The 26,422-nt window shown below is 57.7% G+C and carries 29 protein-coding genes and 1 other RNA gene; 23 read left to right on the forward strand and 7 right to left on the reverse strand.

The genetic code is table 11. The annotated features are described in order from the left end of the window. The first annotated feature begins 3 nt into the window (after nucleotides 1-3). The 6 genes from lptB to npr all read left to right on the forward strand — a co-directional run bounded on the left by lptB (nucleotide 4) and on the right by npr (nucleotide 4,196). Nucleotides 4-729, forward strand: a complete 726-nt coding sequence (lptB, locus tag G5193_RS17545; protein ID WP_005336333.1) for an LPS export ABC transporter ATP-binding protein — start codon at nucleotides 4-6, stop codon at nucleotides 727-729. 65 nt (nucleotides 730-794) lie between these two features. Further along, the gene (locus G5193_RS17550) at nucleotides 795-2,234 is read left to right on the forward strand and encodes an RNA polymerase factor sigma-54 (RefSeq protein ID WP_201938916.1); all 1,440 of its coding nucleotides are present in this window, start codon (nucleotides 795-797) and stop codon (nucleotides 2,232-2,234) included. Nucleotides 2,235-2,254: 20 nt separating this feature from the next. Continuing rightward, nucleotides 2,255-2,542, forward strand: coding sequence for a ribosome hibernation promoting factor (hpf, locus tag G5193_RS17555; RefSeq protein WP_005336323.1), 288 nt, complete (start codon nucleotides 2,255-2,257; stop codon nucleotides 2,540-2,542). Between the two features lie 2 nt (nucleotides 2,543-2,544). Then, complete coding sequence (gene ptsN / locus G5193_RS17560; protein WP_005336322.1) at nucleotides 2,545-2,991, forward strand: PTS IIA-like nitrogen regulatory protein PtsN; 447 nt, start codon at nucleotides 2,545-2,547, stop codon at nucleotides 2,989-2,991. 45 nt (nucleotides 2,992-3,036) lie between these two features. Continuing rightward, on the forward strand, nucleotides 3,037-3,903 hold the full coding sequence (gene rapZ, locus G5193_RS17565; protein ID WP_021231839.1) for an RNase adapter RapZ: 867 nt from the start codon (nucleotides 3,037-3,039) through the stop codon (nucleotides 3,901-3,903). 20 nt (nucleotides 3,904-3,923) lie between these two features. Further along, nucleotides 3,924-4,196: a PTS phosphocarrier protein NPr gene (npr, locus tag G5193_RS17570; RefSeq protein ID WP_005336318.1), complete on the forward strand. Its 273-nt coding sequence runs from the start codon at nucleotides 3,924-3,926 to the stop codon at nucleotides 4,194-4,196. Nucleotides 4,197-4,342: 146 nt separating this feature from the next. On the opposite strand, the gene degS is transcribed toward npr, so the two are convergent. From degS to G5193_RS17585, 3 genes are all read right to left on the reverse strand, one after another. After that, nucleotides 4,343-5,467, reverse strand: a complete 1,125-nt coding sequence (gene degS / locus G5193_RS17575; protein ID WP_421206659.1) for an outer membrane-stress sensor serine endopeptidase DegS — start codon at nucleotides 5,465-5,467, stop codon at nucleotides 4,343-4,345. Between the two features lie 109 nt (nucleotides 5,468-5,576). Beyond that, nucleotides 5,577-6,938, reverse strand: a complete 1,362-nt coding sequence (locus G5193_RS17580; RefSeq protein ID WP_216952220.1) for a Do family serine endopeptidase — start codon at nucleotides 6,936-6,938, stop codon at nucleotides 5,577-5,579. Nucleotides 6,939-7,019: 81 nt separating this feature from the next. After that, nucleotides 7,020-7,400: a YhcB family protein gene (locus G5193_RS17585; RefSeq protein ID WP_421206661.1), complete on the reverse strand. Its 381-nt coding sequence runs from the start codon at nucleotides 7,398-7,400 to the stop codon at nucleotides 7,020-7,022. A gap of 140 nt (nucleotides 7,401-7,540) precedes the next feature. Between G5193_RS17585 and zapE the strand changes: the two genes are divergently transcribed. The 8 genes from zapE (at nucleotide 7,541) to G5193_RS17625 (ending at nucleotide 13,714) form a co-directional block, all read left to right on the forward strand. After that, nucleotides 7,541-8,635 (forward strand): cell division protein ZapE, encoded by a 1,095-nt coding sequence (gene zapE / locus G5193_RS17590; protein ID WP_421206663.1) that lies wholly within the window; start codon nucleotides 7,541-7,543, stop codon nucleotides 8,633-8,635. A gap of 266 nt (nucleotides 8,636-8,901) precedes the next feature. Further along, on the forward strand, nucleotides 8,902-9,330 hold the full coding sequence (gene rplM / locus G5193_RS17595; protein WP_005341737.1) for a 50S ribosomal protein L13: 429 nt from the start codon (nucleotides 8,902-8,904) through the stop codon (nucleotides 9,328-9,330). 15 nt (nucleotides 9,331-9,345) lie between these two features. Continuing rightward, nucleotides 9,346-9,738, forward strand: coding sequence for a 30S ribosomal protein S9 (rpsI, locus tag G5193_RS17600; RefSeq protein ID WP_005336286.1), 393 nt, complete (start codon nucleotides 9,346-9,348; stop codon nucleotides 9,736-9,738). 295 nt (nucleotides 9,739-10,033) lie between these two features. Next, nucleotides 10,034-10,624 carry a ubiquinol-cytochrome c reductase iron-sulfur subunit gene (gene petA / locus G5193_RS17605; protein WP_216952217.1) on the forward strand — a complete coding sequence of 197 codons (591 nt, stop codon included), beginning with the start codon at nucleotides 10,034-10,036 and terminating at the stop codon, nucleotides 10,622-10,624. 2 nt (nucleotides 10,625-10,626) lie between these two features. After that, the gene (locus G5193_RS17610; protein ID WP_005341735.1) at nucleotides 10,627-11,844 is read left to right on the forward strand and encodes a cytochrome b; all 1,218 of its coding nucleotides are present in this window, start codon (nucleotides 10,627-10,629) and stop codon (nucleotides 11,842-11,844) included. Next, a complete protein-coding gene (locus G5193_RS17615) occupies nucleotides 11,841-12,575 on the forward strand; it encodes a cytochrome c1 (protein ID WP_201938939.1) in 735 nt (244 codons plus the stop codon). The genes G5193_RS17610 and G5193_RS17615 overlap by 4 nt, the downstream gene beginning before the upstream one ends. Before the next feature lie 87 nt (nucleotides 12,576-12,662). Beyond that, on the forward strand, nucleotides 12,663-13,292 hold the full coding sequence (gene sspA, locus G5193_RS17620) for a stringent starvation protein SspA (RefSeq protein WP_005336279.1): 630 nt from the start codon (nucleotides 12,663-12,665) through the stop codon (nucleotides 13,290-13,292). Then, nucleotides 13,289-13,714 (forward strand): ClpXP protease specificity-enhancing factor, encoded by a 426-nt coding sequence (locus tag G5193_RS17625; protein WP_005336278.1) that lies wholly within the window; start codon nucleotides 13,289-13,291, stop codon nucleotides 13,712-13,714. The genes sspA and G5193_RS17625 overlap by 4 nt, the downstream gene beginning before the upstream one ends. 43 nt (nucleotides 13,715-13,757) lie before the next feature. On the opposite strand, the gene dolP is transcribed toward G5193_RS17625, so the two are convergent. Genes dolP through G5193_RS17645 form a run of 4 tightly spaced genes read right to left on the reverse strand, consistent with a single transcriptional unit; the run spans nucleotide 13,758 to nucleotide 17,041 of the window. Continuing rightward, complete coding sequence (dolP, locus tag G5193_RS17630) at nucleotides 13,758-14,336, reverse strand: division/outer membrane stress-associated lipid-binding lipoprotein (RefSeq protein ID WP_005336277.1); 579 nt, start codon at nucleotides 14,334-14,336, stop codon at nucleotides 13,758-13,760. Between the two features lie 4 nt (nucleotides 14,337-14,340). Continuing rightward, complete coding sequence (locus tag G5193_RS17635) at nucleotides 14,341-14,931, reverse strand: D-sedoheptulose-7-phosphate isomerase (protein WP_118854505.1); 591 nt, start codon at nucleotides 14,929-14,931, stop codon at nucleotides 14,341-14,343. Nucleotides 14,932-14,940: 9 nt separating this feature from the next. Continuing rightward, nucleotides 14,941-15,312: a YraN family protein gene (locus G5193_RS17640; RefSeq protein WP_005355127.1), complete on the reverse strand. Its 372-nt coding sequence runs from the start codon at nucleotides 15,310-15,312 to the stop codon at nucleotides 14,941-14,943. Continuing rightward, nucleotides 15,254-17,041, reverse strand: coding sequence for a penicillin-binding protein activator (locus tag G5193_RS17645; protein WP_234888387.1), 1,788 nt, complete (start codon nucleotides 17,039-17,041; stop codon nucleotides 15,254-15,256). Before G5193_RS17645 ends, G5193_RS17640 begins: the two co-directional genes overlap by 59 nt. A gap of 199 nt (nucleotides 17,042-17,240) precedes the next feature. Between G5193_RS17645 and rsmI the strand changes: the two genes are divergently transcribed. The 9 genes from rsmI to mraY all read left to right on the forward strand — a co-directional run bounded on the left by rsmI (nucleotide 17,241) and on the right by mraY (nucleotide 26,420). After that, on the forward strand, nucleotides 17,241-18,074 hold the full coding sequence (rsmI, locus tag G5193_RS17650; protein ID WP_042079676.1) for a 16S rRNA (cytidine(1402)-2'-O)-methyltransferase: 834 nt from the start codon (nucleotides 17,241-17,243) through the stop codon (nucleotides 18,072-18,074). A gap of 157 nt (nucleotides 18,075-18,231) precedes the next feature. Then, nucleotides 18,232-18,618, forward strand: an RNA gene (gene rnpB, locus G5193_RS17655) — RNase P RNA component class A. 442 nt (nucleotides 18,619-19,060) lie between these two features. Further along, nucleotides 19,061-19,519: a division/cell wall cluster transcriptional repressor MraZ gene (gene mraZ, locus G5193_RS17660; RefSeq protein WP_013723406.1), complete on the forward strand. Its 459-nt coding sequence runs from the start codon at nucleotides 19,061-19,063 to the stop codon at nucleotides 19,517-19,519. After that, nucleotides 19,520-20,458 carry a 16S rRNA (cytosine(1402)-N(4))-methyltransferase RsmH gene (rsmH, locus tag G5193_RS17665; RefSeq protein WP_421206666.1) on the forward strand — a complete coding sequence of 313 codons (939 nt, stop codon included), beginning with the start codon at nucleotides 19,520-19,522 and terminating at the stop codon, nucleotides 20,456-20,458. A 3-nt stretch (nucleotides 20,459-20,461) separates the two neighbouring features. Further along, the gene (ftsL, locus tag G5193_RS17670; protein ID WP_216952213.1) at nucleotides 20,462-20,776 is read left to right on the forward strand and encodes a cell division protein FtsL; all 315 of its coding nucleotides are present in this window, start codon (nucleotides 20,462-20,464) and stop codon (nucleotides 20,774-20,776) included. Continuing rightward, on the forward strand, nucleotides 20,773-22,527 hold the full coding sequence (locus G5193_RS17675; RefSeq protein ID WP_216952212.1) for a penicillin-binding transpeptidase domain-containing protein: 1,755 nt from the start codon (nucleotides 20,773-20,775) through the stop codon (nucleotides 22,525-22,527). The genes ftsL and G5193_RS17675 overlap by 4 nt, the downstream gene beginning before the upstream one ends. Beyond that, nucleotides 22,511-23,992 carry a UDP-N-acetylmuramoyl-L-alanyl-D-glutamate--2,6-diaminopimelate ligase gene (gene murE / locus G5193_RS17680; RefSeq protein WP_216952211.1) on the forward strand — a complete coding sequence of 494 codons (1,482 nt, stop codon included), beginning with the start codon at nucleotides 22,511-22,513 and terminating at the stop codon, nucleotides 23,990-23,992. The genes G5193_RS17675 and murE overlap by 17 nt, the downstream gene beginning before the upstream one ends. Further along, nucleotides 23,989-25,344, forward strand: coding sequence for a UDP-N-acetylmuramoyl-tripeptide--D-alanyl-D-alanine ligase (locus tag G5193_RS17685; RefSeq protein WP_421206669.1), 1,356 nt, complete (start codon nucleotides 23,989-23,991; stop codon nucleotides 25,342-25,344). Before murE ends, G5193_RS17685 begins: the two co-directional genes overlap by 4 nt. Next, a complete protein-coding gene (gene mraY / locus G5193_RS17690; protein ID WP_421206671.1) occupies nucleotides 25,338-26,420 on the forward strand; it encodes a phospho-N-acetylmuramoyl-pentapeptide-transferase in 1,083 nt (360 codons plus the stop codon). The genes G5193_RS17685 and mraY overlap by 7 nt, the downstream gene beginning before the upstream one ends. Nucleotides 26,421-26,422: the final 2 nt, after the last annotated feature.

Below are 26,422 nucleotides of genomic sequence, written 5' to 3' on the forward strand. Positions count from 1 at the left end.
GCCATGGCAGTGTTAAAAGCAGTGGGCCTGCAGAAGAGCTACAAGCGCCGCATGGTGGTGAGTGACGTCAGCCTTGAAGTGGGCACCGGCCAGATTGTCGGCCTGCTCGGCCCCAACGGGGCGGGCAAGACCACCTCCTTCTACATGATCGTGGGGCTGGTGCAGCGCGATGCCGGTCTCATCACCATCGACGATCAGGACATCAGCCTGCAGCCCATGCATGTGCGGGCGCGCAATGGCATCGGTTACCTGCCGCAGGAGGCCTCCATCTTCCGTCGCCTGTCAGTGTTCGACAACCTGATGGGCGTGATGCAGACCCGCAAGGGGTTGAGTCGCGAGGAGCGTGAGGACAAGGTTCAGCAACTGCTGGAAGAGTTCAATATCACCCACATTCGCGACAACCTGGGTCAGAGCCTCTCCGGCGGTGAGCGCCGTCGGGTAGAGATCGCCCGTGCGCTGGCGGCCGAGCCGCGTTTTATTCTGCTGGATGAACCCTTTGCAGGGGTTGACCCGATTTCTGTGATAGACATCAAGAAGATCATTCAGCATCTGAAAGATAGAGGCCTTGGCGTCTTGATTACCGACCACAACGTCAGAGAGACTCTGGACGTATGTGAGAAGGCCTATATCGTCAGCCACGGCAAGATGATTGCCGAAGGTGCACCGGCTGACATCCTTGCCGATGAGCAGGTCAAGCGCGTCTATTTGGGCGATCAATTCAGTCTATAGTAAGGGGGCATGCCTTCATTTCCTTTGACGAGTGCCTCGCTGAACATAAGGATATCCCGACGTAGATGAAGCCGACATTACAGTTGCGTCTCGGTCAGTCCCTGACCATGACGCCGCAATTACAACAAGCGATTCGTCTGCTCCAGCTCTCCACTCTGGAACTTCAGCAGGAAATTCAGCAAGCGCTCGAAAACAACCCTCTGCTGGAGCAGGAAGAGAGCGAGGCGCAAGAGACCAGTCCGGAAGCGCCGGTCGATGCCAGCCAGCTGGATTCCAGCGATGCCATGGCTCAGGAGCAGATGCCGGACGAGTTGCCGGTGGATACCACCTGGGACGAGGTTTACTCTGCCGGCACCGCCCAGAGCGCGGGCCCCATCCACGATGGGGAAGATAGCGTCTATCAGGGTGAAACCACCGAAAACCTGCAGGATTATCTGCTGTGGCAGATGCGGCTCACACCGTTCAGCGATGTGGATGCCGCCATCGCGCTCGCCATCATCGATGCCATCGACGAATCCGGTTATCTGACCGTTGCGATGGAGGATATCCAGGCTGCCGTCACCAGCGATGACGTAGAGGTGGAACTCGATGAGGTCGAGGCGGTACTCAAGCGGGTGCAGCACTTCGATCCGGTCGGCATTGCTGCCCGTTCTGTGCAGGAGTGTTTGCTCATCCAGCTGGATCAGTATGACCCGCAGACCCCCTGGCTCAACGAGGCCAAAGAGGTGATCCTCGAGCACATGGAGCTGCTCGGCAACCGGGATTACCGCACCCTCGCCCGCAAGACAAAACTCAAAGAGAGCGACCTCAAGGAGGTGCTGGATCTGATCCAGCTGCTGGAGCCACGTCCCGGCAACGGCATCATCCAGAGTGACTCTCAGTACGTGATCCCCGACGTCTCCGTGGTCAAGAAGGGCAGCAAGTGGGTGGTCGAGCTCAATCCCGACTCCGCCCCCCGCATCCGGGTCAACGAGACCTATGCCGCCATGGCCCGCAACGCCCGCAGCAGCACCGACACCCAGTTTATCCGCTCCCATTTGCAGGAAGCCAAGTGGTTCATCAAGAGCCTGGAAAGTCGCAATGACACCCTGCTGAAAGTGGCCAGTTGCATTGTCGAGCAGCAACAGGGCTTTTTCGAGTATGGTGAAGAGGCGATGAAGCCGATGGTGCTCAATGACATCGCCGAAGCGGTAGAGATGCATGAGTCGACCATCTCCCGGGTGACGACCCAGAAGTACATGCATACCCCCCGTGGTATCTTCGAATTGAAGTTTTTTTTCTCCAGCCATGTGAACACCGAAGGAGGAGGAGAGTGCTCATCGACCGCAATTCGCGCGCTCATCAAGAAGCTGGTCACGGCAGAGAATCCTGCCAAGCCGTTAAGTGATAGCAAGATCGCGGATTTGCTGGCCGAACAGGGTATTATGGTGGCGAGACGCACGATCGCTAAGTATCGCGAATCCTTGTTTATCCCACCTTCCAATCAGCGCAAACGCCTGGTTTAGGCAAACAAAAGGATGATGTTATGCAAATTAACCTGACCGGACACCATGTCGAGATCACCGAAGCTCTGCGTGATTATGTGAATAACAAATTTGCCAAACTCGAGCGTCACTTCGACCACATCAACAATGTTCATGTGGTGCTTAGCGTGGAAAAACTGAACCAGATAGCGGAAGCCAAATTGCACGTCAGCGGTGGCGAAGTGTTTGCCAACTCTGAACATGCCGATATGTATGCTGCGATAGACACCTTGCTCGACAAGCTGGACAGGCAGATCATCAAGCACAAAGATAAGTTAAATAAAAAATAACCATGCAACTTGAACACATACTGAGTCGGGACTGCACCAAGAGTGCAGTCCCTTGTACCAGCAAGAAACGCGCCCTCGAAATCATCAGCGAGCTGGCCGCCGAACGCCTTGGCACCTCCCGTCAGGCGCTGTTTGAATGCTTGCTGGCCCGCGAAAAAATGGGTAGTACCGGGATCGGTGCCGGTATTGCGATCCCCCACGGTCGCATTGACGATGAGTTCCCGCCAACCGCGATCCTGATGACTTTTGCCGACCCTATTCCTTTCGACTCCATCGACAATCAACCGGTTGACCTGCTGTTTGCCTTGCTGGTGCCGGAAAGCGAGTGCAAGCAGCATCTCAAGACCCTTTCTCTGATGGCTTCCAAGCTGGGTGACAAGGCGGTTTGCCGCCAGTTGCGTCAGGCAACCAGCGACGAAGAGCTCTATCAGATCATGACCTCGGCCTGACAGCAGGCCAAGGATGAGACACCCGTTTTGGCGTGAGGGAACAAGATGCAGTTAATCGTGGTAAGTGGGCGTTCGGGCTCCGGTAAAACGGTAGCCCTGCGAGTGCTGGAAGATCTGGGTTACTACTGTGTGGACAACCTGCCGGTCAATCTGCTGCCCCAGCTGATTGTGTCGGTGGAGAGCCAGTACGACAAGCTGGCGGTCAGTATCGATGTGCGCAACCTGCCGAGCGATCCGGAGAAACTGGAAAATCTGCTGGCTCAGGTGCGCAATGAGGGGCGGGTTGAGTTCTCCAGCTTCTTCTTCGACGCCGACAACGGCACCCTGCTCAAGCGCTATGGTGAGAGCCGCCGCTTGCACCCCCTCTCACGCAACAAGCTGTCGCTGGATGAGGCGATTCGGGAGGAGACCCACCTGCTGGCGCCCATCTCCTCGACCGCTGACCTGCGTATCGACACCACCACCCTCAGCATTCACGACCTGAGCGAGCTCATCAAGACCCGGGTGCTTGGGAAGAAAGAGAACGAGCTGGTGCTGGTGTTCGAGTCGTTCGGCTTCAAGTACGGCATTCCCAAGGATGCCGACTTCGTGTTCGATGCCCGCTTCCTGCCCAATCCGCACTGGATCCCCGAGCTCAAGCCGTTTACCGGCAAGGATGAGCCGGTCGCCAACTACCTCTCGGCACAAGCTGACGTGATGCTGTTTACCCAGCAGATCGAAAACATGCTGGTGACCTGGTTGCCCCATCTGGAGCGCAACAATCGCAGCTACCTCACGGTCGGCATCGGTTGCACCGGCGGTCAGCACCGCTCGGTCTTTATTGCAGAACGGCTGGCCAGTGCATTCCGTTTGCTTGGCAAGAACGTGCAGATCCGCCACCGCACTCTCGACAAGAGTGCCCCCCAATCTTGACGGACCAATAGGACGACCCGATGACTGTTTCCGCCTCGGTTGAAGTGAAAAACAAGCTGGGTATTCATGCCAGACCTGCCATGATGCTGTTCGAGTTGGTGCAGGGTTTCGATGCTCACGTGCTGCTGCGCAATGAAGATGGTGTGGAGGCCGATGCTGACAGCATCATCGGCCTGCTGATGCTGGATTCCGCGCAAGGGCGGCAGGTGGAAGTACAGGTTGAGGGCCCCGAAGAGGTCGAGGCCCTGGCCGCCGTGGTGGAGCTGTTCACCTCTGGCTTTAATGAGGAGTAGTCACTCCTCGTTCTTCTTCTATTCCTTTCACTTGTATTCGGTCGCGCTATTGCGGCATGACATGGCTGACTATGTAGTTCCATGGAGAAATGAGAGTTAGGCGCAGCCTAACAGGCTGCAGGCTGATGCAATAGACCTTTGCCGCGTTAGCTGGCCGATGAGACATTGCTGACTCCAGCCCGGTTCTGATAGCGCACATCCTCTTCAATGGTGACCACCACTTCCAGCGGCTTGCCGGAGCGTAACACCGATATGGTCAGCTTGGTGCCGGGGCGGCTCTCGGCGATCTTGTCCAAGGCGGCTCTGGGACCGCTGATGGCTTCGCCGTTGATCTTGAGCAGCACATCCCCTCGTTGCAGACCGCCTTTGGCTGCTGGACCGTAGGGATCCAGACTCTTCACTACCAGACCACGCAGATCGCCGAGATTCATCATCCGCGCGATTATCGGGTTGATCTCGACGCTGGATATCCCAAGGTAGCCGCGAATGACCCTGCCATTGGTGATCAGCTCATCCATGATCCGCTTCGCCAGCCGGTAGGGGATGGCAAAGCTGATGCCGTAGCTCTCCTGATTGCCGTTGAGGTGATAAGTGGCGGTGTTGATGCCCACCAGATCGCCACGGCCGTTGACCAGCGCGCCACCCGAGTTGCCCTCGTTGATGGCGGCATCGGTCTGCAGCAGATCCTGCCGGCCATTGCTGTCCGGCCCCATGCTGGAGAGACCGGTGCGGCCAGTCGCGCTGATGATGCCCTGGGTGATGGTCTGGCCGACGTTGTAGGGATTGCCGATGGCGAGTACTACATCGCCCACTTCTGGCAACCGCTCCGGATCTTGCGGGATTACCGGCAGGTTATCTGACTCGATATAGAGCACGGCAAGGTCGGTAAGCGGGTCTGTGCCGACCAGCTCGGCACTGAAAACCCGGCCATCCTGCAGGGCTACGATGATCTGGTCGGCGTCAGCGATGACGTGGTAGTTGGTCAGCACGTAGCCGCGCTGGGTCATGATGACGCCGGAGCCCAGTCCTTGTGGACGCAGTTCTCCCTGATTGCCCTGGTTAGGAGCAAAGCTGCGGGTGTAGATGTTGACGACGGCGGGGCCGGCCCGATGAGCGGCATAGGAAAAACTCAGTTCTCGGGCATTGGTGATGAGCCCCGGGAGTTGGGCGCCACCGCGAAAATTGGGAAACAGCAGCAACAGCAGCGCCGCGACGGTCAAACCGAAACCGACAGACTTGCCCAAGTAACTGACTAAAGGGGAAATTTTCATGTCATTCTCATCCGTACAGGCTGCGCGCAGAGAATAACACTATCGATGGATAAAAATCACCCGCGGCGAAGGCCGCGGGTGATAGAGAGGTTGTTGAACCATCAGGGGGTTAGCGGATCACCAGATAGAGCGAGGAGTCGCCGCGCTGGATATTGAGCGCCAGTACGTCAGGCTTGTTCTTGAGCGCCTTGCTCAGCTCGCCCAAGGTGTTGATGCGCAGACGGTTGACCCCGATGATGATGTCCCCCTTCTGCAGGCCGGAAGCGGCTGCCGGAGAACGGGGATCAATGTCGGCCACGGCGACGCCGGAGACCGGATCGGTAGTGGTGCTCAGCTTGGCCCCTTCCAGTGCCGGATGCAGCGCGCTGGCGCGCACTTCGCTGTCATCGGCCTGCTTCAGGGTCACTTTGGCCGTTTGTGACTTGCCATCGCGGATCAGTCCCAGCTCGACCTGCTTGCCAGCGCCCATGGTGGCGATCTTGGCACGTAGCTCGCCGAAGGAGCGAACCGGCTTGCCATCGATGCTGACGATGATATCGCCCGCCTTGATGCCCGCCTTGTCTGCGGCGGAGTCAGGCATGACCTGGTTGACGAAGGCGCCATCCTTCTTGTTGTAGCCGAAGGTCTTGGCGATGTCTGAGGTGAGTTCGGTACCGGTAATGCCCAGCTGACCGCGACGCACTTCACCGTACTTGACGATCTGCTCGGTCAGATCCCGCACCATGTTGGAGGGGATGGCAAAGCCGATGCCGATGTTGCCGCCGTTCGGGCCCAGAATCGCGGTGTTGATACCGATCAGCTCGCCACGCAGATTGAGCAGGGCACCGCCCGAGTTACCTGAGTTGATGGCCGCATCGGTCTGGATGAAGTTTTCCAGATTCTCGATGTTGAGGCCGCTGCGACCGAGCGCGCTGACGATACCTGAGGTAACGGTCTGACCCAGACCAAACGGGTTGCCGATTGCCAACGCATAGTCACCCACCCGCAGCTCGTCGGAGTCGGCGAACTTGATCTGCACAAGATCCTCGGCCTTGATTTGCAGCAGGGCGATGTCGGACTGCTTATCTTCACCGATCTTCTTGGCCGCATATTCACGACCATCCTTCAGAGTGACCTTGATCTCGTCCGCCTCGTGAACCACGTGGGCGTTGGTGATCACGTAACCCTTCTTGGCATCGACGATGACACCGGAGCCGAGTGCCTGGAACGGCTGCTCGCTCACCTGTTCATCGGGCATATTGGGACCGAAGAAGAAACGGAATTGTTCCGGCAGACGCTGGCGGGTGATCTTCTTGCCGGAGACAGAGATATTAACTACGGCAGGAGTGACCTGTTCGAGAACGGGGGCCAGACTTGGCATCTCCTGATTAGAGCCTAACAGGGAAGGCAGTGCGGCCTGAGCAGGGGCCGCAGACATGGCGATACCGACGCTGAGGGCTAGCACACTGAGCATGGAAAGAGGTTTACGCATATGAAAAACAGCTCCCAGAAAAAGTTGCATTGCAATCGTCAAGGTCAGACCACAGGGCTGGCCAATTAGTTCCGCGAGGAACTAATTTGGTTGTTTGAGCAGTCCGGAAGAGGCGCCGGCATAGTCGCGAGGCGGTACGCCCGGCTCATCTGCTTCTTTGCTTGGGGCTTCTTCTACCAATGATTCACGGAACAGCGGTTCCTGTGCCTTGGCCAGGAATTTGCTCTGCTCGGCCATGTGGCGATAGAGGGTCTGATACTGCTCGGCCAGTTGCTCCATCAGGGCGGCGCTGTCGGCGAAGTGGGTATTGATTTGGCCCTGATAGCTTTCAAGCTCCTTGTGGGCCTTTTTCAGTTCCTGTTCCAGACGGCCGGCATCGCGGCTGCGTACCGAAAAACGGCCGAGAACGATACCGATAATCAAGGCCGCGACAGCCAGCAGGATCCCAGTTAACAGACTCATAGATGCTCCTTGTTACAGCTAAAACAGAGTGGGTTTATGCGGTCGTCATAACCGCCATGCCTTGATGGCACTATACCGTGCGTCCTGAGGCCGTGATACCATTTTGTCCTCGATTCAGGGACTTGGAGAGGCGCTCAAGGATGACACCGCAGCAAAAATACCAGCAGGATCTGCTGCGCCCCGGCTTTGTGGCCGACCCCGCGCAGGGGATGGCCATTAGCAGGCTGGAGCGACTGTATCAGGATTTGCTACGGCACCCGACTCCGACCAGATCTCGAGGGTTGCTGGGTTGGCTGCAAAAGCCCAAGCAGCCGGAGCCCGTCCTCGGTATCTATATGTGGGGCGGAGTGGGCCGAGGCAAGACCTGGCTGATGGATACCTTTTTCGACAGCCTGCCGGGGACGCGCAAGATGCGCAGCCATTTCCACCGTTTCATGCACCGCATTCACGATGAATTGCAGGGGTTGAGCGGGCAGTCCGATCCCCTCAAACTGGTGGCCAGCAAGCTTGCCAGCGAGACAGACATCATCTGTTTCGACGAATTTTTTGTCTCCGACATCACCGATGCCATGTTGCTGGGCACGCTGTTTCAGGAGCTGTTTGGTCACGGTGTTGTGCTGGTCGCCACTTCAAATATTCCGCCGCAGGATCTTTATCGCAACGGGCTGCAGCGAGCCCGTTTTCTGCCAGCTATCGAGCTGATCGAGCGTCATTGCGAGGTACTTAACGTAGATGGCGGTATCGACTATCGCCTGCGTACGCTGGAACAAGCGGAGATTTATCACTGCCCGCTGGACTTGCAGGCAAAAGCCAATCTTGACCGCTATTTTCAGCAATTAACCGGTGGGCACACGGCTTGCGAGGGGACGTTCGAGGTCAATCATCGTCAGCTGACGTCGCTCGGAATGGGGGAAGGGGTGCTCTATATGGAATTTGAGCAACTTTGCTGTACTCCCCGCTCCCAGAACGACTATATCGAGCTGGCCAGACTGTTCCATACTGTTCTGCTGGCCAATGTGCAGCCAATGGGCACAGGCACGGATGACGCGGCTCGCCGCTTCATTGCCATGGTCGATGAGTTTTATGAACGGCACGTCAAGCTCATCATGTCGGCGGCGGTTCCCATGGCAGAACTCTACGGTGAAGGGCTGCTGAATTTCGAATTCCAACGCTGTCTTTCACGGCTTCAGGAAATGCAATCGCACGAATACCTTGCCAGAGTGCACCTTCCTTAGTCACAATACCGCGCCTGCCAGTCGGATGGGCATCTGCGGCAGGTAGGGCCGGGCGACATTTGCTGGTTTCATGGCAGTGAAATTAGCAGGTGATATTTAAGGCAACTTCACTTATAATCGCCCGGCCCACGTTACAGCTGTCGATAAGACAGCAACACTTTAAGCTTTACTTGTATTCGAAGGGGTACAGGTAGGCCATCGTTTGTTGTTTGTGGGAGAGCCCCCATAAACAATTGGGTCTGTAACAGGTAATTGGGTTTAACTTAATGAAAACTTTCGTTGCCAAGCCAGAAACCGTAAAACGTGACTGGTACATTGTGGACGCAGAAGGTAAAACTCTGGGTCGTATCGCAACCGAGATCGCTGCTCGTCTGCGTGGTAAGCACAAAGCTGAATACACTCCGCACGTTGACACCGGTGATTACATCATCGTTGTAAACGCTGAGAAGGTACGTGTTACCGGTAAGAAAACTACCGACAAAATGTACCACGCTCACTCCGGTTTCCCGGGTGGTATCAAGTCAATCAGCTTCGACAAGCTGATTCAGCGTAAACCGGAAATGGTAATCGAAGCTGCTGTTAAAGGCATGCTGCCGAAAGGTCCTCTGGGCCGTGCCATGTTCCGTAAACTGAAAGTTTACGCAGGCGCCGAGCACGCTCACGCTGCTCAGCAACCTCAAGTACTGGATATCTAATCGGGAACTGGCAACATGGCAGAAAATCAATACTACGGTACCGGCCGTCGCAAAAGCTCCACTGCTCGCGTATTTATCAAAGCGGGTAGCGGTAAGATCGTAATCAACCAGCGCTCCTTGGAGCAGTACTTCGGTCGTCCGACTGCCCGCATGGTAGTTCGTCAGCCGCTGGAACTGGTTGAGATGACCGAGAAACTGGATCTGTACATCACCGTTAACGGTGGTGGCATCTCCGGTCAAGCTGGTGCGATCCGCCACGGTATCACTCGTGCTCTGATGCAGTACGATGAAACCCTGCGTTCCGAACTGCGTAAAGCAGGCTTTGTTACTCGCGATGCCCGTAAGGTTGAGCGTAAGAAAGTCGGTCTGCACAAAGCTCGTAAGCGTCCGCAGTACTCCAAGCGTTAATTCGCTTTCGGTGCTCACTCTTTCGAGTGTCAAAAAAGCCTGGCAACCGCCAGGCTTTTTTTATTAGTAATATTACCGACATCAATGCTAACCACGCGTCACAAAAGACAAAAAATTGTTTCTTTATTGTTTTTATTGCTCACCGCTCTTTCTTGTCAAGTTGTTATCTTTTCTTTAAAATTTCCCCTGTTTTCTGTGGCAATTGTAAATCCAGCTTCCGCCGCTGTTGTCACGGGAAAAATGGGGAACAGGGACACTATAAGAATGTGCGGAGTCCACATGGGAGAGTTTTTGGATGAGCAATGCGCCAGTTGATACCGGTCGCCGCAGATTTCTTACCTGGTCAACGGTTGCCGTTGGTGGGGTAGGAGCTGCGTTTACCGCAGTGCCGTTTATAAAGTCATGGAATCCGAGTGCCAAGGCCAAAGCAGCCGGTGCACCGGTTGAAGTCGATATCAGCAAGTTGGAACCGGGTCAGCTCATCCGTGTCGAGTGGCGTGGCAAACCCGTCTGGGTGGTGAAACGCACCAAGCAGACGCTGGATGCCCTGGCAGCACATGATGACAAGTTGCGGGATCCCTCATCAGAAGAGCCGCAGCAGCCTGACTATGCCCATAACGGGTACAGATCGATCAAGCCCGAAATTTTTGTCGCGGTCGGTATCTGCACCCATCTCGGGTGTTCACCTTCTTATCTGCCTGACAGTTTTGGTGAGCAGGTGCAGGGGGTTGCGTCCGGCTTCTTCTGCCCGTGTCATGGCTCCAAGTTCGATATGGCTGGCCGTGTGTTCCAGGGGGTGCCTGCACCACTGAACCTGGTTATTCCGCCGTATCAATTCATTAACGACACCACCATTCTGGTCGGTGCCGATGGCAAGGAGGCCTGATCATGTTGAGCAAACTGATGGGCTGGATTGACGATCGCTTTCCGCTTACGGCCATGTACAACGACCACATGGCCAAGTATCCGGCTCCGAAGAACCTGAACTTCTGGTATTTCTTCGGTTCGCTGGCCATGTTGGTGCTGGTTAACCAGATCATCACCGGCATCTGGCTGACCATGAACTACAACCCCTCTGCGGAAGGTGCGTTTGCCTCCGTCGAGTACATCATGCGGGATGTGGAGTATGGCTGGCTGCTACGTTACATGCACTCTACCGGTGCCTCTGCCTTCTTCGTGGTGGTCTACCTGCACATGTTCCGAGGTATGATTTACGGCTCTTACCAGAAGCCGCGCGAGCTGCTGTGGATTTTCGGCATGCTGATCTTCCTGGTGCTGATGGCGGAAGCCTTTATGGGCTACTTGCTGCCCTGGGGACAGATGTCATTCTGGGGGGCCCAGGTCATCATTTCGCTGTTTGGTGCCATTCCGGTCATCGGTGACGATCTTACCCTGTGGATCCGTGGTGACTACGTTATCTCTGGTGCGACCCTGAACCGCTTCTTCGCGCTGCACGTCATCGCGTTGCCGCTGGTTTTGGTGATGCTGGTTGCGATGCATATCCTGGCGCTGCACGAAGTGGGCTCCAACAACCCGGATGGCATCGATATCAAGAAGCACAAGGACGAGAACGGCTGGCCGCTGGATGCGGTGGCATTCCATCCTTACTTCACCGTCAAGGATATGATCGGTGTCGCTGGCTTCCTGTTCTTCTTCTGCGCCATCATTTTCTTCAAGCCGGATATGTGGGGTTACTTCCTCGAGAAGCCGAACTTTGAAGTGGCCAACGGCCTGAAGACTCCGGCTCACATCGCGCCTGTGTGGTACTTCACCCCCTTCTACGCGATTCTGCGTGCGGTACCTGACAAGCTGCTTGGCGTCATCATGATGGGCCTCTCTATTGTGGTGTTGTTCCTGCTGCCCTGGCTGGATCGCTGCAAGGTGCGTTCAGTACGCTATCGCAGCAAGCTGCACAAGCTGAACATCGCCCAGTTTGTGGTCTGCTTCATCATTCTGGGGGTGCTGGGTGTACTGCCGTCGACGCCGACTCTGACGCTGGTTGCCCAGATCTGTACCTTGGGTTATTTCGGTTTCTTCGTGCTGTTGTTCTTCTACAGCAAAAACGAACGCACCAAGCCGCTGCCGGAGAGGGTGACATTTAAATGAAAAAAATAATATTTGCAGTGCTGACCCTGCTGCCCTCTCTGGTGTTTGCCGCTGGAGGTGCGGTTGCACTGGACAAGGCCAATTACGATCTGAGTGACAAGGCATCCCTGCAACGCGGAGCTGCCACCTTCATGAATTATTGTGCCGGCTGCCACTCTACCCAGTACCAACGCTACAACCGGGTTGCTGCCGATCTGGAGATCCCTGAGGATCTGATGAAGGAGAACCTCATTTTCACCGACGCCAAAGTGGGTGATCTGATGAAGAGTGCCATGTCCGAGAAGGATGCCGCCAAGTGGTTTGGTGCGCCGCCTCCCGACCTGACTCTGGTTGCCCGAGTACGTGGTGCGGACTGGATTTACACTTATCTGCGTTCTTTTTACGTGGATCCGACCCGTCCGTTTGGTGTGAATAACGTGGTGTTCCCGTCAGTGGGCATGCCCCATGTGCTGGAGCCGCTGCAGGGGACTCCCCGTGCCGAGTTCGCGACTCACATGGTCGATGGCGTCGAGACCCAGCAGGTTGTCAGCATCAAATCTGACGGCAACGGTGAAATGGATGACGAAGAGTATGATAAGACGGTACTGGATCTGGTAAACTTCTTGGTCTACTCGGCTGAACCGGTACAACAGGAGCGTGAACGCATGGGCTTCTGGGTGCTTGGCTTCATCGTGATCTTCTTCATCTTCACTGTGCTGTTGAAGAAGGAATTCTGGCGCGACGTTCACTAAGCGACCAGATCCGGGTAATATAATGCACGGCAATGAAGACCAAGATGCTTCATTGCCGTTTCTGCTTTTTTATGACGGGAGGGTTCAATGGCTGTAGCTGCCAATAAGCGTTCGGTAATGACGCTGTTTTCCGGTGCCAACGATATGTTCAGCCATCAGGTGCGTATTGTCCTGGCGGAGAAGGGTGTTAGTGTGGATATCTGTCAGGTTGACCCAGCCAATCTGCCGGATGAGCTGGCCGAGCTGAACCCGTACAACTCTGTACCGACCCTGGTTGATCGTGAGCTGGCGCTCTACACCTCGCGCATCATCATGGAGTATCTGGATGAGCGCTTCCCGCATCCGCCCCTGATGCCTGTTTACCCGGTTGCCCGCGGTAACAGCCGTCTGATGATGCACCGCATCGAGCTGGACTGGTACTCCCTGGCCGACAAGATCATGGCCGGTACCGATGCTGAAGCGGCACGCAACGAACTGCGTGACAACCTGCTGGCCATCGCGCCGATCTTCGGTGAAATGCCCTATTTCATGAGCGAAGAGTTCGGTCTGGTGGATTGCTACATGGCACCGCTGCTGTGGCGTCTGCCGAGCCTTGGCATCGACCTGACCGGTCGTGGCGCCAAAGAGCTGAAGGCCTACATGGTTCGTCTGTTCGAGCGTGAGTCCTTCCAGGCTTCCCTGACCGAAGCCGAACGCGAGATCCGTGCTGGCGTATGAGCATGGAACCGACAATGACACCGAGCCGCCCGTACTTGTTACGGGCGTTCTTTGACTGGTTGCTGGACAACGATCTGACCCCTCATCTGGTGGTCAACGTCAACATTCCCCATGTGATGGTGCCGATGCAGTTTGCTCAGGACGGGCAAATTGTACTGAATATCGCGCCCCGAGCCGTGATGCAATTTCACATGGATAACGAGGCTATCAGCTTCAGTGCCCGTTTTGGCGGGGTATCCCAGCAGGTCTATATCCCGATGGCGGCCGTGCTGGCTATCCATGCCCGGGAGAACGGCGTGGGCACCATGTTCCCGCCTGAGCCGGGTTACGATATCTGGCTGGAGCAGGCTGAAGCGCCGGTGGAGCCTGAGCCGGAACCACCGCGTCCAAGCGGTCGTCCGACCCTGAAGGTGATCAAATAAAAAACGCAGCCGATTGGCTGCGTTTTTTTATGTGCGGTCGGGCTTAGTTCTGGGCGAATTCGAAGGCCTTGATCACGCGCTTCACGCCGGTGACATGGCGGGCGATGTTGACTGCCTGCTCTCCCTCCTGGCGAGTCACCAGACCAATCAGGAACACCTCGCCGTTCTCGGTGACCACCTTGACCTTGGTGCTGTCGAAGTTCTTGGTGCCGAACATGTCGGCTTTCACCTTGGAGGTGATCCAGGAGTCATTGCTGCGGGTGGTGAAACTGGCAGGTTGGCCGATGCGCAATTCGTTGTAGACGTGGCGGACCCCTTCGATGCGACTGACAATTTTGCCCGCCTCAATCTTGTAAACGTCAGAAGGTGTCTGGCCGACCAGCAGGACGCGGCCATTGTTGCTGTAGACGCTGATCTTGCTGGCTGCGCTGAGGGGTTTGTTGTCGGCCAGCAGATTGGCCGCTTTCAGCTCGATGGTCTGGTCATCCCACTGCGCGCCCAGGGTTCGGCGATCGCCAGAGGCCTTGGCAGTCCCTGCGGCGCCGCCAACAACCAGGGCTGCGCAGCCTTGCAGCAGCAGGGTGCTAACCAGCAGACCGAGCAGGATAGTGTGCTTTTTCATGGTTTCAATCTTCCTGTTGCGGGAAAAGTGTCTGGTCGATGAGATCACACAGGCAGTGCAGGGTCAACAGGTTCACTTCCAGAATGCGAGGGCGACGGGCGGAGGGAACACGGATCTCCACATCGTTTGGGCCGAGCAGACCTGCCATTTCGCCACCGTCACCCCCGCTCAGCACCACTATGGTCATGTCGCGGGAGAGGGCAGCCTCGGCGGCCTTGATCAGGCTGCGGCTGTGGCCGGAGGTGGTGATGACCACCAGAATGTCGCCAGGCTGGCCCAGCGCGCGGATCTGCTTGGAGTAGACCTCTTCAAAACCGTGGTCGGTGGCGATGGCGCTGATGGTTGCCATGTCCGGGGTCAGGGCCATGCCGGGCAGGGAGGGGCGCTGGGTCTCGTAGCAGTTGACCAGCTCGGAGATAAACAGTTGCGCCAGTGCGGCAGAAGGACCGTTACCGCATGCCAGCACCTTGTGGCCATTGAGCAGGCAGATGGTGATCATCTGGGCTGCAGTATGGATGGCATCCGGCAACGCCTCGGCGGCGGCTATCTTGGTCTGGATGCTTTCGGTGTAGTTCTCTTTGATGCGGTCAGTCATAGGGTCCTCTTAAAATGCGTTCTGGATCCAGGCTGGCTGGTCGCCCTCGAACGCAATCACATCGAATCGGCAGGCCTGATTGGCCTCGTTGATGGCATGTTGCTTCAAATAGTGGCGCGCTGCCAGCATGATCTTGTGCTGTTTGCTGCGGGTGACCGAGCTGGCGGCCCCGCCATGGCTGCCGGTGGCCCGGTAGCGCACCTCAACAAACACCAGGGTCTGGCCCTGGTGCATGATGAGATCTATTTCACCGCCACGACAGCGGTAGTTGCGAGCTACCGGTTGCAGGCCCCGGGCCTGCAACCAGCGTTCAGCGACTTGTTCAAAGTGCTGTCCCTTGCTCGTTGGTGAGGGGAACAGGCTCGGCAACTGCTGGCGCATCCGTTTCCATAGTTCCTTCATTGGAGGGCTCCTCCAGTTGCTGAACGGCGTTCTCGTCGACCAGTTTGCCGTTCTGGTAAGTACCCCAGCTCAGCATCCGCACGATATTGCCCTGGGCATCCACGCTCAGCTGACCACTCATGCCGGCCTGCTGCATGCCGCCTACCTTGCGCATCTGCTGGAGGTTCTCAGCCAGGCTGACGGCATCGTAGCCCATGGCAAACAGACGCAGCAGGTCACCCTGGGTCTGCGGCCAGAGCAGGGCGATCTGCTCGCGCTGTTTCTCGTAGCCGCCCAGCAGCAGCGGCATATCGGCGATATGCATGCCGTTGAGCTCGGAGGCGACCTCGGTGGCGGCGCTGTCGTAGCCACGGGAGCTGGTGTAGATGGGCAGGCTGCCCATCGGATTGACCGAGACATCCACATAGGGCTTGATCATCCGGGTTTCCAGACTGTTGGCGACCACGTAAACGGCATCGATGCTGCGCGGTGTGGCATCAGAGAGTTGCACCACTTCACCTGCACGGGCGGTAGAGCGGCCGCTCAGGGCATTCTTGACCATCCCCTGCACTTCGTTGCGCGCACCGAAGGTGGCAACGACCGGCTTATCCTGGCTCAGGGTGGCCCAGCTCTGCTCGAACGCCTTGATACTGCTGTAACCGATCCGCCCCTGGGCGGCGATCAGCAGCGGTTTACGGTAGCCCTGGGTGTAAAGGTACTGGGCTGCCTGCGCGGCATCTGCGGCAGCAGAAAGGGAGAAGTAGTAGGTGGTGTCGTTGACGACCGGCTTGTCCAGCTCGTTGAGCGCCAGTACCGGCACGGTCGGATTGGCCTTGAGCAGCTCCTCGACCCGATCTTTCAGCAGCGGGCCGATGATCATGTCTGCCCCTTCCTGAATCGCCTGCTTATAAAGGTCGCCGGTCGACTTGCTCTGGGTGTCGTAGAAGTTCAGGGTGAATTGCCCCTGATTTTCCTTATAAGACATCAGCATACCATTACGGATGGCTGCGCCCTGCGGCTCCAGATTGCCGGAGAGGGGCAGCAGCACAGCGATCTGTTGCACCGAGGTGCTGGCAGTGGCCGCCAGATCGCCCAATCCTGCCGGCATATCTTTCTGGGCCGGATGGTTGGGGAAGTCACGCTTCCAGCCTGCCAGTTGGCGGGCCAGCAAGTTCGGCTGGGCGCCAAACTCGTTGACCAGTGCCGCCAGTCGTAGCCAGCCGGTGGTCACATCAGGGGCCGGAGCCTCTTCCAGCGCTTGCAGGGTGGAAGGGGTCATGCTTTTGAGCAACGACCAGATTTGCTGATGGTTGGTCGCCTGCTCGCTCTGATTGAGGTAGGGCTCCAGTGCAATCAATGACTTGGCTGCGCCAAACTTGTTATTGATGTCGAGCTGCAGCACTACGCGCTGGCGATACCAATCCTTCTGGGTATCGGCATCCAGCAGCACCTCAGGTTTGCCTTCCAGCAGGATCAGCGCCTGATTGGCGTGGCCTTGCGCCAGCAACAGATGGGCTTGCAGTAGTTGCAACTGCGCCTTCTGAACGGGATCCTTGGCCTGCTTCTGCAATTGCTGGAACAGCGCCGAGGCCGGTTTGGCCTGGCCCAGCGCCAGATAGCTGCGTGCCGCCAGCATCTGCCAGGTAAAGGCCTCGGCCGGCTTGGCGGGATCCACCTGCTCAAGATACCACTGGGCATTCTTGGTCAGATTGGAGAACGCAGAGGGCATGCCTGACTGCCCTGACGGTTGAGTGGGCTCCGACGCACAGGCGGCGAGCAGTACTGCCGCGAGTATGATGCCGAAGAGTCGTGATACACTTAGCTGCTTTGTAACCCGGTTCAAGTTCATTCCCCGACCAGTGTTGAAGTTCCCCATAGTGTAAACGGGCCAATATGGCGACACAATTGTCGGGGCACTCGGAGATCCCATGAGTGACATCCCAACCCTGTATATAGTCCCCACTCCGATCGGCAATCTGGCGGACATCACCCAGCGTGCATTGGACATTTTACGCAGTGTCGATCTGGTGGCCGCCGAAGATACCCGTCATACCGGTATCCTGCTCAGCCACTACCAAATCTCGGTGCCGACCTTCGCCCTGCACGATCACAACGAGCAGCAGAAAGCCGATGTGCTGATCGGCCGGATCAAAGAGGGCAAGAGTGTTGCGCTGGTCTCCGATGCCGGCACCCCGCTCATCAGCGACCCCGGTTATCACTTGGTCACCCGCTGTCGTGAAGCCGGGGTAAAGGTGGTGCCGCTGCCCGGTCCCTGTGCTGCCATCACCGCGCTAAGTGCGGCCGGTCTGCCCACCGATCGCTTTGCCTTTGAAGGCTTCCTGCCCGCCAAGAGCAAGGGGCGTGACGATCGCCTGCAAGCCGTTATTGAAGACACCCGCTCGCTGGTGTTTTACGAATCGCCGCGCCGTGTGCAGGATACAGTAGAAGCGATTGCTCGCATTCTCGGCGAGCGTCAGGTGGTGGTGTGCCGCGAGCTGACCAAGACCTTCGAGTCAATTCATGGTCTGCCTGCCTCTGAAATGCTGGCCTGGCTTGGTGAGGATGACAACCGTTGCCGCGGCGAGATCGTGCTGGTCGTGAGTGGTGCCTCCAAAGATGAAGAGGATCTGCCAGCCGAGGCGATCCGTACTCTGGGTCTGCTGGTGACTGAGCTGCCACTGAAAAAAGCGGCTGCCCTGACCGCCGAGGTCCACGGCGTGAAAAAGAATGCCCTCTACAAATATGGTCTCGAGCACTATTGAGCGGATGAAATAGGCTGGCAGACTGCTTTTTGACCTGTGCAATCCCCCGAACCGTCGAGCATTCAGCATGTAAACGGGGGGCAAAGCGCGATAAATGGCTGTAAACGGGAATTGCCGGTTTACCCCGTGCGTATCGCAAGGCTATAATCCGCGCCTCGGAGTTGGCTAGGCAATCGCTGCTTCGTCGTTGTGTCCCTCGGGACAGACGGGCGGAGGGGAGGAAAGTCCGGGCTTCACAGGGCAGGGTGCCAGGTAACGCCTGGGGGGCGTGAGCCTACGACCAGTGCAACAGAGAGCAGACCGCCGATGGCCCGCAAGGGATCAGGTAAGGGTGAAAGGGTGCGGTAAGAGCGCACCGCGCGACTGGCAACAGTTCGTGGCACGGTAAACTCCACCCGAAGCAAGACCAAATAGGCCCCTATTGGCGCGGCCCGCGTTGGGGGCGGGTAGGTTGCTTGAGCCAGCGAGCGATTGCTGGCCTAGAGGAATGATTGCTACCCGGGGCAACCCGGTACAGAACCCGGCTTACAGGCCGACTCCGACCTCATTCCGAAGAGCCCCGCGATTTATCGCGGGGCTCTTTTTTATGCATGAGAAAATATGGCTTCGTTGGCAAGATATTTTCGACCTTGTCATTTTGCATGAAAATATATGTTTTAAATCAATCGAATAGTTTTGTATTTGGCACGATGGCAGCGATAGATGGTGATAGAACCCAGGATGGTTGTTCGCACCCACATATTGTGTGTGTTCTCAGTTCATTCACTTATTTCAATTAATCACCAGAGTTTAACGCCAAATAACTTGTGGAAAATCAACCCACTCAATCCGCAGCATGCAATTGCTGCGTCAATATGTTCCCTCTGCCTCATCTCCTTGCTTGAAAAGCCCCCTGCACGTCCTTAAACTTCAAGGTGGGGAAAAGTGGATCAAAGTGGTTTTTAGAGGGGCAATCTGCCTGCTCACTCACCTTCAGGGACTGCAATTTGTTGCGTGGCGCTCATGCCATCAGCCTGGACAGTAAAGGGCGGCTGGCAATTCCGACCAAATTTCGTGATTGGCTGCGCGATGAAAGCGACGGCCAGCTGGTCTGCACCATCGATATTGCCCATCCCTGTCTGCTGCTTTATCCCCTGAATGAATGGGAAGAGGTCGAGCGCAAGCTCAAGACTCTCTCCAGCATGAATCCGCAAGAGCGCCGTTTGCAGCGCCTGCTGCTGGGACATGCAACTGAATGCGAGCTGGATGGCAATGGCCGTCTGCTGCTCAGTCAGCCACTGCGCAACCATGCGGGGCTGGACAAGAAAATTATGCTGGTGGGCCAGCTCAACAAGTTTGAGTTGTGGGATGAAGCCCGCTGGCAACAACAGGTCAATGACGACATCTTGGGTCTGCCCGGGGACGATTGGGCAAGCTCACCACGACTACAGGATTTCTCTTTATAAATGACCCAAGCCGCTGAACACATCACAGTGCTGCTGCACGAAGCCGTTGAAGGTCTGGCCATCAAGCCGGACGGTGTCTACGTCGACGGTACTTTTGGCCGTGGTGGTCATTCTCGTCTGATCCTGCAGCACCTTGGCCCGAATGGCCGCCTGATCGCCATCGACCGCGACCCGCAGGCGATCGCCGAAGCGGCCAAGATCCAGGATCCCCGCTTCGAAATCGTGCACGGCCCCTTCTCCGGCATCGCCTCCTATCTGGATGAGCGCGGTTTGCTGGGCAAGGTGGATGGCTTCCTGCTGGATCTGGGGGTCTCTTCACCCCAACTGGATGATGCCGAGCGCGGCTTCAGCTTTATGAAAGATGGTCCGCTCGATATGCGGATGGACCCCACTTCCGGCCAGAGCGCCGCCGAGTGGCTTGCCAAGGCCGATGTGGATGATATCGCCTGGGTGCTGAAGACCTTCGGTGAGGAGCGCTTTGCCAAGAAGATCGCCCGCGCCATCGTCCACGACCGGGTGACCGAGCCTTACGTGCGTACCCGTCAGCTGGCTGAGATGATTGCCCGGGTCAATCCGAGCAAGGAGAAGGGCAAGCATGCGGCAACCCGCAGTTTCCAGGCCATCCGCATCTATATCAACAGCGAGCTGGACGAGATCGAAACCGCGCTCAACGGTGCATTGGACGTGCTGGCACCACATGGCCGTCTGTCTGTGATCAGCTTCCACTCGCTGGAAGACCGGCTGGTGAAACACTTCATTCGCAAGCACGAGAAGGGGCCTGAAGTGCCCTACGGCATTCCCTTGACCGAGGCCCAGCTGGCTGGCGGTCGCAAATTGAAGTCGGTCGGCAAGGCGCTCAAGCCTTCTGATCATGAGGTCTCTGAAAACACCCGTTCGCGCAGCTCGGTGCTGCGGGTCGCCGAGCGGCTGGCGGAGTAAGCGATGAGCGAAGTACGTGTCCACCTAGCCAAGGAGATCGTTGCCGATCTCTGGCGGCACAAGCTGCAGATTTTTCTGTCGGTTGCCGTACTGGTGACCGCGTTTGCCGTGATCCTGGTGACCAACATGACCCGTGGCCTCACCGCCAAACAGAATGACCTAATGGCGGAAGAGGATCGCCTCAATATCGAATGGCGCCACCTCTTGCTGGAGCAGGGCACTCTGGCGGAACACTCCCGGGTCGCCACGCTGGCCATGGACAAGTTGCAAATGGGTCGCCCTCTGGTGACCACCGAGAAGGTAATTACTCTGCCATGAAACGGAAGGCTACAGCCAAAACCGCTAAAGCGAACGTTAAAGCGCCATCTATCTATCCGTGGCGCTTCCGCACGCTGGTCGTATTCATCGGCATCGCCTTTGTCGGGCTGATCCTCCGTCTGGCCTGGATCCAGGTGATCAATCCGGATCGTCTGCGTCAGGAGGGGGACATGCGCTCTCTGCGAACCACCTCCACCCAGGCGGTGCGCGGCATGATCACCGATCGCAATGGTGAACAGCTGGCTGTTTCCGTTCCGGTCGAGGCGGTCTGGGCCGATCCCAAGACTGTGCACGAGTCCGGCGCTATCCACAATGAGCGGGCTTGGATGGCGCTCTCAGCAGTCCTCAAAATCGATATCAATACTCTCAAGCAACGTATAGCCAACCCCAGCAAGCGCTTCGTCTATCTGCAGCGTCAGGTAACGCCCGCTGTCTCTGAATACATCAAGGGGCTCAAGCTGGGTGGTGTCTATCTGCGTCCCGAGTCGCGCCGCTTCTATCCGACTGGCGAAATCAGTGCCCACCTGGTGGGGGTAACCAACATCGATGGCAACGGGATCGAGGGGATCGAGCGCAGCTACAACGAGTGGCTGACGGCGACACCGGGCGAGATGCGGGTGCGCAAGGACCGGCAGGGCAGGGTCATCGAGCGTCTTGGTATCGTCAAAGAGGGCAAGAACGCCAACGATCTGCAGCTCAGCATCGATCAGCGGGTGCAAGCATTGGCCTACCGTGCCCTCAAGCGGGCAACCGACGAGAACAAGGCAACGTCCGGCTCCATGGTGATGCTGGATATCAAGACCGGCGAAGTGCTCGCCATGGTCAATACCCCCTCCTATAACCCGAACAACCGCGGCCAGTATCAGAGTTTCCGGGTACGCAACCGGGTGGTGACCGATACCTACGAGCCGGGCTCCACAGTCAAGCCGCTGATTTTGCTAAGTGCCTTGCAGGCGGGTGTCACCAGCTGGAAGGATTTCATTCCCGGTGGCCCGCTCTTTATTGGTGCCAAGCAGATCAAGGACGTCAGTATTCACAAGGCGACCAACCTTTACGATATCCTGCGCTACTCCTCCAACATCGGCATGTCGCGCATCGCGCTACGGATGCCGGCCCAAGAGATGATCAACACCCTCAGTATGTTCGGTTTCGGCATGGATACCGGCAGCGGACTGATGGGCGAGAGCGGTGGTATGTTGCCTCAGCGTCGGCGCTGGTCCGATATCGAGCGGGCGACCCTTTCATTTGGTTATGGTCTGCGGGTTACCCCGCTGCAACTGGCTTCCGCCTACGCCACCTTGGCCAACAAAGGCAAGCGAGTGCCCATCTCCATCGTCAAGGTGACCACGCCGCCCAAGGGTGAGCAGGTGATCGACCACAACAACGCCTCCGCCATGCTGCAGGCGCTGGAGTACGTGGTCGACAACGCTATTCCCAAAGCCAAGATCCCGGGTTATCGGGTCGGTGGCAAGAGTGGTACCGCCAAGGTCGCCGTTGCCGGAGGCTACGGCAAGGATTACATGGCCTGGTTTGCCGGTTTTGCCCCTGCCAGTAATCCCCGTTTCGTCATGGTGGTGGTGATTAACGAGCCAAAAGGCAGTGCTTACTATGGCGGTGCCGTGGCGACCCCGCCGTTTGCAGAGGCCATGGGCGGGGTACTGCAACTCTTCAACATTCGTCCTGACGCGGTGCCCACAGCGGTGCCCGCCAAACTTGCCCGTACGGAGGCTCCTCTTGTCCCGCGCACTTGATGCATTACTGCGCCCCTTCGGTATCCAGGCGCCGGCGCTCACTCTGACCGATATCCAGCTGGATAGTCGGCGGGTTGGCCCCGGCTCGCTCTTCGTGGCTATTTGCGGTCATCAGGTGGATGGCAGACGTTTCATCGAACAGGCGGTTGCTCAGGGAGCGACCGCTGTTGTGTTTGAGGAGGATGGTGAATTTATCCCACCATCGACTCCGGTTCCCTGTATCGGGATGCGGGATCTGCCCGCTCACCTCTCTGCTCTTGCGGGCTATTTCTACGATCAGCCAGCCCAAAAATTGGATCTGGTCGGGATCACCGGCACCAACGGCAAGAGCACTACCGCTTTGCTGGTCGCCAACTGGCGCACCCTGCTGGGTGGTAAGGCCGGGGTGATGGGCACCATCGGCAACGGCCTGTTTGGCCATCTGATCGAAGCGGAAAATACCACTGGCAGCGCCGTGCAGGTACAAGCCAATCTGGCTGCGCTGCAAGAGCAGGGGGCGGATCTGGTGGCGATGGAGGTCTCCAGCCATGGTCTGGTGCAGCACCGTGTCGCCGCGCTGCCCTTTTCCGCCGCTGTCTTTACCAACCTGAGCCGGGATCACCTCGACTACCACGGCACCATGGAAGCCTATGGCGCGGCCAAGGAGCAGCTGCTGCAGCTGGTCGACGAGTCGAATGCGGTGATTAACCGAGATGACGAATTGGGTGCCAAGTGGCTCGAAAAATACCCGGCAGCGGTGGCTTTCAGTGTGAATGGCCCGATTGAACACCATTTTGGCCGTCAATTAACGGCGCAGCAGCTCGATTTTCACCAGCAAGGTTTTCGCGCGCAGATTAACTCCAGCTGGGGGAATGGTGTATTATCCGCCCCCTTGCTCGGGCGCTTCAACGTCAGCAATGTGCTGGCGGCGATGGGCGTAATGCTGGTGCTCGGTTACGACTTCCATGAGCTACTGGCAACTGCCCCGAAATTGCAGCCAGTGACCGGTCGTATGGAGTGTTTCGGCGGTGGTGATACGCCGCTGGCGGTGGTCGATTACGCCCACACCCCTGATGCGCTGGAAAAGGCATTGCAGGCCCTGCGGGTGCACTGCACCGGCCAGCTTTGGTGTCTGATTGGCTGTGGTGGCGACCGCGATCGCGGCAAGCGTCCCATGATGGCCGCCATGGCCGAGCAGTATGCGGATCGCGTGATCCTGACCGACGACAATCCCCGTACCGAGGAGCCGGCCCGGATCATGGCCGACATGGTGGCGGGTCTTCGCGATCCTGCTGCGGTGCAGGTGGAGCACGACCGGGTCAAGGCGATTGCGCTGGCCATCGGTCAGGCGAGCAAGCAGGACATCATCCTGGTGGCCGGTAAGGGCCATGAGGATTATCAGATCATTGGAACCGACAAGCGGCACTACAGCGACCGGGAAACCGTCGCGGCCGCCTTGCACACATTATTGGAGTCATTCAAATGATGACCCTCAGGCTTGCCGAGCTGGCGCAGGTACTCGATGCCCGTCTGATTGGTGACGATGGCGAGATCACCGTTGTCAGTACCGACACCCGCACTTTGGGCGCGGGTGCCCTGTTCGTTGCCCTGCGCGGCGAGCGTTTCGATGCCCACGATTTTTGCGAGCAGGCTGTTCAGGCAGGGGCCTCTGCTCTGCTGGTCGAGCGTGAGCTGCCGCTGGCCATTCCCCAGCTGGTGGTGGCGGACAGCCTCAAGGGGCTGGGCCGACTCGGCAAGCTGGTGCGCGAGCGCATCAATCCGAAAGTGCTGGCCATTACCGGCAGCTGCGGCAAGACCACGGTGAAGGAGATGGCAACTGCCATCCTGCGCAACGAAGGGGAAGTGCTGGCCACCGCTGGCAACTTCAACAATGAGGTGGGCGTGCCGCTCACCCTGCTGCGCCTCGAGCCGCAACACCAGTTTGCGGTGATGGAGCTGGGAGCAAACCACAAGGGCGAAATCGCTTGGACTACCTCGCTGGCCAAGCCCGATGCCGCCATCATCAACAACGTCGCAGCTGCCCATCTTGAGGGCTTCGGCTCTCTTGAGGGGATCTACCACGCCAAGAGCGAAATTTTTGAGGGCTTGAGCGAAGGCGGCACCGCCATCGTCAACGCCGACAACGAATTCTGGCCGAAGTGGCGCGAGCGTGGCATTCGCTGCGCCTTCTCCATCGAGGATCAGAGCCAGCCGTTCCATGCTCGCGATGTGGTTCTCAACGCTCAGGGTTGTGCCGAGTTCGTCATGGTAACCCCGCAGGGTGAGGTGAGCCTGACTCTGGCGATCCCCGGCCGCCATAACGTGGCCAATGCGCTGGCTGCCGCCGCGGGCTGTCTGGCCCTCGGCGCATCCCTCGACTCCGTCAAGGTGGGGCTGGAGCAGATGGCACCGGTCAAGGGACGCTTCTGCGTCCAGCGCTGGGGCGGTCTGACTCTGGTGGATGATACCTACAATGCCAGCGTGGAGTCCGTGCTGGCGGGCATCGATGCCTTGACCGCCATGAGCGGCTTTAAGGTGCTGGTGTTTGGCGACATGCGGGAACTGGGTGAGGAGTCTGCCGAGCAACATGCCCGGGTTGGCCGTCATGCCCGCGAGTGCGGTCTGGATGCCGTGCTGACAGTAGGGGAACATAGTCGCTATACCGCAGATGCCGCGGCTGGCCGACATTTCGATAACAAGGCGTCGTTGTTTGAAGTGCTTGCGCAAATGATAAATACACATCAGGAAATTTCGATTCTGGTCAAGGGTGCCCGTGGCTCCCGCATGGAAGATATCGTCGAGATGGTCAAAGGCCATCAGGAGTCAGCCACATGCTAGTCTGGCTGGCCGAACTGCTCACCCCGCACTTCACCTTCTTCAACGTCTTCTCCTACCTGACGTTTCGCGCCATCCTGTCGATCATTACCGGTCTGGGAGTTGCGCTCTGGATGGGGCCGCGCCTCATTCGTCGCCTGCAGATCCTGAAGTTCGGTCAGGTGATCCGCAACGATGGTCCCGAGTCCCACCTCAGCAAGCGGGGCACTCCGACCATGGGTGGTCTGATGATCATTGCTGCGATTTTCACGTCTGTGCTGCTCTGGTGCCGCCTCGACAACCCCTATGTCTGGCTGGTGCTGTTTGTGCTGGGTGCCTATGGCGCCATCGGCTTTGCCGACGACTACCTTAAGGTGGTGCGCAAGAATACCGACGGCCTGATCGCCCGCTGGAAGTACTTCTGGCAATCCGCCGTTGCGCTGGGAGTGGCTGTATTCCTCTACGTCACGGCCACCCATGATGGTCAGACCCAGCTGGTGGTGCCCTTCCTCAAGGATGTGATGCCGCAACTTGGCCTGATGTTTATCCTGCTCACCTATTTCGTCATTGTTGGTACCTCCAACGCGGTCAACCTGACCGATGGTCTGGATGGCTTGGCCATCATGCCGACCGTGATGGTGGCGGGCGGCTTTGCGTTTATCGCCTGGGCAACCGGCAACGTCAACTTCGCCAGTTACCTGCATATTCCCTATGTTCCCTATACCTCCGAGCTGGTGATCGTCTGTACTGCCATCGTCGGGGCAGGTCTGGGCTTTCTCTGGTTCAACACCTATCCGGCACAGGTCTTCATGGGGGACGTCGGTTCCCTGGCATTGGGCGGCGCGCTCGGCACCATCGCCGTGCTGGTACGCCAGGAGTTCCTGCTGGTGATCATGGGCGGTGTCTTCGTGATGGAGACTGTCTCGGTGATCCTGCAGGTGGGGTCTTACAAGCTGCGCGGCGTGCGGATCTTCCGCATGGCGCCGATCCATCACCACTACGAGAAGAAGGGCTGGCCGGAGCCGCGCGTTATCGTGCGTTTCTGGATCATCACCCTCGTGCTGGTGCTGCTGGGTCTTGCCACCCTGAAGGTGAGGTAAGG

Origin of the sequence: Aeromonas sp. 601027, assembly GCF_049174455.1 — a bacterium.
In the GTDB taxonomy this organism is placed as follows: domain Bacteria; phylum Pseudomonadota; class Gammaproteobacteria; order Enterobacterales; family Aeromonadaceae; genus Aeromonas; species Aeromonas veronii_A.